This is a genomic window from Parazoarcus communis SWub3 = DSM 12120 (assembly GCF_003226565.1).
GTDB classification, from domain to species: Bacteria; Pseudomonadota; Gammaproteobacteria; order Burkholderiales; family Rhodocyclaceae; genus Parazoarcus; species Parazoarcus communis.
The window spans coordinates 1-4,565 of the sequence record NZ_QKOE01000044.1 but is presented as its reverse complement, the minus strand read 5'-3'; the positions used below and the strand labels follow the sequence as shown (position 1 = coordinate 4,565).

The following is a 4,565-nucleotide window of genomic DNA, read 5'->3' as shown; positions in this document are numbered from 1 at the left end:
GCACCTCTTCACCGCTGCAGTGCAACGCAGCGATGCAGGAAGCGGCAGGATGTCAGGAGTTGCCGGGTGTTCTCGGTGGTTTGTGACGGTTTTGCGGTTGTGGTGGAAAGTGCGGCGTTGAATTGTTTTTGAGTGGTTTAAAAATAATTCACTGCAGTACTTGACGAGATGAAATAAGTTCTACATAATCTCGTTTCTCTGCTGCAGCGAATGCAGCGCTCTTTAAAAAATTGAACAATCGATAAGTGTGGGTGCTTGATCGTTGTGTCCAGGTTGCTTCGGCGACTGAGAGTTTCACAATGATTTGGTGCTCATGTCAGTAAGTGACTTTGAGTACTTTGTATGGATTGAACTTAAGAGTTTGATCCTGGCTCAGATTGAACGCTGGCGGCATGCTTTACACATGCAAGTCGAACGGCAGCGGGGGCTTCGGCCTGCCGGCGAGTGGCGAACGGGTGAGTAATGCATCGGAACGTGCCCAGTCATGGGGGATAACTACGCGAAAGCGTAGCTAATACCGCATACGCCCTGAGGGGGAAAGTGGGGGATCTTCGGACCTCACGTGATTGGAGCGGCCGATGTCAGATTAGCTAGTTGGTGAGGTAAAGGCTCACCAAGGCGACGATCTGTAGCGGGTCTGAGAGGATGATCCGCCACACTGGGACTGAGACACGGCCCAGACTCCTACGGGAGGCAGCAGTGGGGAATTTTGGACAATGGGCGCAAGCCTGATCCAGCCATGCCGCGTGAGTGAAGAAGGCCTTCGGGTTGTAAAGCTCTTTCGCAAGGGAAGAAAACGTGTGGGCTAATATCCTGCGCGGATGACGGTACCTTGACAAGAAGCACCGGCTAACTACGTGCCAGCAGCCGCGGTAATACGTAGGGTGCGAGCGTTAATCGGAATTACTGGGCGTAAAGCGTGCGCAGGCGGTTGTGTAAGACAGGTGTGAAATCCCCGGGCTTAACCTGGGAACTGCGCTTGTGACTGCACGGCTAGAGTACGGCAGAGGGGGGTGGAATTCCTGGTGTAGCAGTGAAATGCGTAGATATCAGGAGGAACACCGATGGCGAAGGCAGCCCCCTGGGCCTGTACTGACGCTCATGCACGAAAGCGTGGGGAGCAAACAGGATTAGATACCCTGGTAGTCCACGCCCTAAACGATGTCAACTAGTTGTTCGTAGAGGTAACTCTGTGAGTAACGCAGCTAACGCGTGAAGTTGACCGCCTGGGGAGTACGGCCGCAAGGTTAAAACTCAAAGGAATTGACGGGGACCCGCACAAGCGGTGGATGATGTGGATTAATTCGATGCAACGCGAAAAACCTTACCTACCCTTGACATGTCCAGAACCCTCGAGAGATTGAGGGGTGCCTTCGGGAGCTGGAACACAGGTGCTGCATGGCTGTCGTCAGCTCGTGTCGTGAGATGTTGGGTTAAGTCCCGCAACGAGCGCAACCCTTGTCATTAGTTGCCATCATTTGGTTGGGCACTCTAATGAGACTGCCGGTGACAAACCGGAGGAAGGTGGGGATGACGTCAAGTCCTCATGGCCCTTATGGGTAGGGCTTCACACGTCATACAATGGTCGGTACAGAGGGTTGCCAAGCCGCGAGGTGGAGCTAATCCCTTAAAGCCGATCGTAGTCCGGATCGTAGTCTGCAACTCGACTACGTGAAGTCGGAATCGCTAGTAATCGCAGATCAGCATGCTGCGGTGAATACGTTCCCGGGTCTTGTACACACCGCCCGTCACACCATGGGAGTGGGTTTCACCAGAAGTAGGTAGCTTAACCTTCGGGAGGGCGCTTACCACGGTGAGATTCATGACTGGGGTGAAGTCGTAACAAGGTAGCCGTATCGGAAGGTGCGGCTGGATCACCTCCTTTCAAGAGAACAGGGCGCAGCGTTCAAGTATCCACACCTTATCGGTTGTTCAGCGAAGAGCCTCGAGCACGAGGGTCTGTAGCTCAGCTGGTTAGAGCACCGTCTTGATAAGGCGGGGGTCGTTGGTTCGAACCCAACCAGACCCACCAGTCTTTTGAAGACAGCAGACGTGCTCGAACGAGTAAGCGAAACAGGACCGGGGCTGTAGCTCAGCTGGGAGAGCGGCGGCTTTGCAAGCCGTAGGTCGTCGGTTCGATCCCGACCAGCTCCACCAGTGCCTGGTTTGGGTGTTGTCCAGGTGACAAGCCTGTTTGCGTGAGTCGTCAGGGATAAGCATCGGAAGCGGTGTTTATGCCTGACCGCTCGAAAGACGCAAGTTTCTCGAAGGTTCGCTCTTTAACAAAGTGGAAGAAGTGAATAGTACAGCACACTCCAACGGTGTGTTGTACGGGTAGCGTGATTGCATGGATTGCGTGCGTTGTGTCAGCGACGCGTGCGGTCCGCACAAACGAGTTCGACCTGTGACCGGGTCTTCGGGTAACCGAGGGTCTAAGGTTATAGGATCAAGCGACTAAGTGCATGTGGTGGATGCCTTGGCGATCACAGGCGATGAAGGACGTGCAAGCCTGCGAAAAGCGGGGGGGAGCTGGCAATGGAGCTTTGATCCCCCGATATCCGAATGGGGAAACCCGGCCCGCAAGGGTCATCCCATCCTGAATCCATAGGGATGTGGAGGCGAACGCAGCGAACTGAAACATCTAAGTAGCTGCAGGAACAGAAATCAACCGAGATTCCGTAAGTAGTGGCGAGCGAACACGGAAGAGCCTGCACGACTAAACCATCAACTTAGCAGAACGGTCTGGAAAGTCCGGCAATAAAGGGTGATAGCCCCGTATGCGAAAAGTCGGTGGCGGGTCTGAGCGTGCGACAAGTAGGGCGGGACACGAGAAATCCTGTCTGAAGATGGGGGGACCATCCTCCAAGGCTAAATACTCGTGATCGACCGATAGTGAACTAGTACCGTGAGGGAAAGGCGAAAAGAACCCCGGGAGGGGAGTGAAATAGATCCTGAAACCGCATGCATACAAACAGTGGGAGCCTCCTTCGTGGGGTGACTGCGTACCTTTTGTATAATGGGTCAGCGACTTACGTTCAGTGGCGAGCTTAACCGAATAGGGGAGGCGTAGCGAAAGCGAGTCTGATAAGGGCGACATAGTCGCTGGGCGTAGACCCGAAACCGGATGATCTATCCATGGCCAGGATGAAGGTGCGGTAACACGCACTGGAGGTCCGAACCCACTAATGTTGAAAAATTAGGGGATGAGCTGTGGATAGGGGTGAAAGGCTAAACAAATCCGGAAATAGCTGGTTCTCCCCGAAAACTATTTAGGTAGTGCGTCGTACGGACACTTGCGGGGGTAGAGCACTGTAATCGTTGGGGGGGTCACTGCGATCTACCCCGCGATAGCAAACTCCGAATACCGCAAAGTGATATACGGCAGACAGACATCGGGTGCTAACGTCCGGTGTCAAGAGGGAAACAACCCAGACCGCCAGCTAAGGTCCCAAATGCATGGCTAAGTGGCAAACGAAGTGGGAAGGCATAGACAGCTAGGAGGTTGGCTTAGAAGCAGCCACCCTTTAAAGAAAGCGTAATAGCTCACTAGTCGAGTCGTCCTGCGCGGAAGATGTAACGGGGCTCAAGCCATGAACCGAAGCTGCGGATGTGTCTTTGACACGTGGTAGGGGAGCGTTCCGTAAGCCTGCGAAGGTGTCTCGTAAGGGATGCTGGAGGTATCGGAAGTGCGAATGCTGACATGAGTAGCGATAAAGGGTGTGAAAAGCACCCTCGCCGAAAGCCCAAGGTTTCCTGCGCAACGTTCATCGGCGCAGGGTGAGTCGGCCCCTAAGGCGAGGCAGAAATGCGTAGTCGATGGGAAACGGGTCAATATTCCCGTACCGGTTCTAGATGCGATGGGGGGACGGAGAAGGTTAGGCCAGCCGGGTGTTGGACGTCCCGGTTTAAGCGTGTAGGCGTGCCCCGTAGGCAAATCCGCGGGGCTGAGCTGAGGCGTGATGACGAGGACCCTCGTGGTCTGAAGTGGTTGATACCCTGCTTCCAGGAAAAGCCTCTAAGCTTCAGTCTAGAATCGACCGTACCGCAAACCGACACAGGTGGGCAGGTTGAAAATACCAAGGCGCTTGAGAGAACTCAGGAGAAGGAACTCGGCAAATTGATACCGTAACTTCGGGAGAAGGTATGCCCCATTAGCTTGTAGGAGTACATCCGAAGGGCGAAGGGGCCGCAGAGAATCGGTGGCTGCGACTGTTTATTAAAAACACAGCACTCTGCAAACACGAAAGTGGACGTATAGGGTGTGACGCCTGCCCGGTGCCGGAAGGTTAAGTGATGGGGTGCAAGCTCTTGATCGAAGCCCCGGTAAACGGCGGCCGTAACTATAACGGTCCTAAGGTAGCGAAATTCCTTGTCGGGTAAGTTCCGACCTGCACGAATGGCGTAACGATGGCCACACTGTCTCCTCCTGAGACTCAGCGAAGTTGAAATGTTTGTGAAGATGCAATCTACCCGCGGCTAGACGGAAAGACCCCATGAACCTTTACTGTAGCTTTGCATTGGACTTTGACGGGACTTGTGTAGGATAGGTGGGAGGCTTTGAAGCC

Annotated in this window: 2 tRNA genes and 2 rRNA genes; all 4 read left to right on the top strand. The window is 54.1% G+C overall.

The features are described from left to right. The first annotated feature begins 349 nt into the window (after positions 1 to 349). Positions 350 to 1,885, top strand: a 16S ribosomal RNA gene (locus DNK49_RS22655). 70 nt (positions 1,886 to 1,955) lie between these two features. After that, positions 1,956 to 2,032: transfer RNA gene (locus tag DNK49_RS22650), tRNA-Ile, on the top strand. A 49-nt stretch (positions 2,033 to 2,081) separates the two neighbouring features. Then, positions 2,082 to 2,157 (top strand) — tRNA-Ala (locus tag DNK49_RS22645). Positions 2,158 to 2,444: 287 nt separating this feature from the next. Continuing rightward, positions 2,445 to 4,565, top strand: a 23S ribosomal RNA gene (locus DNK49_RS22640); the annotation flags it as partial.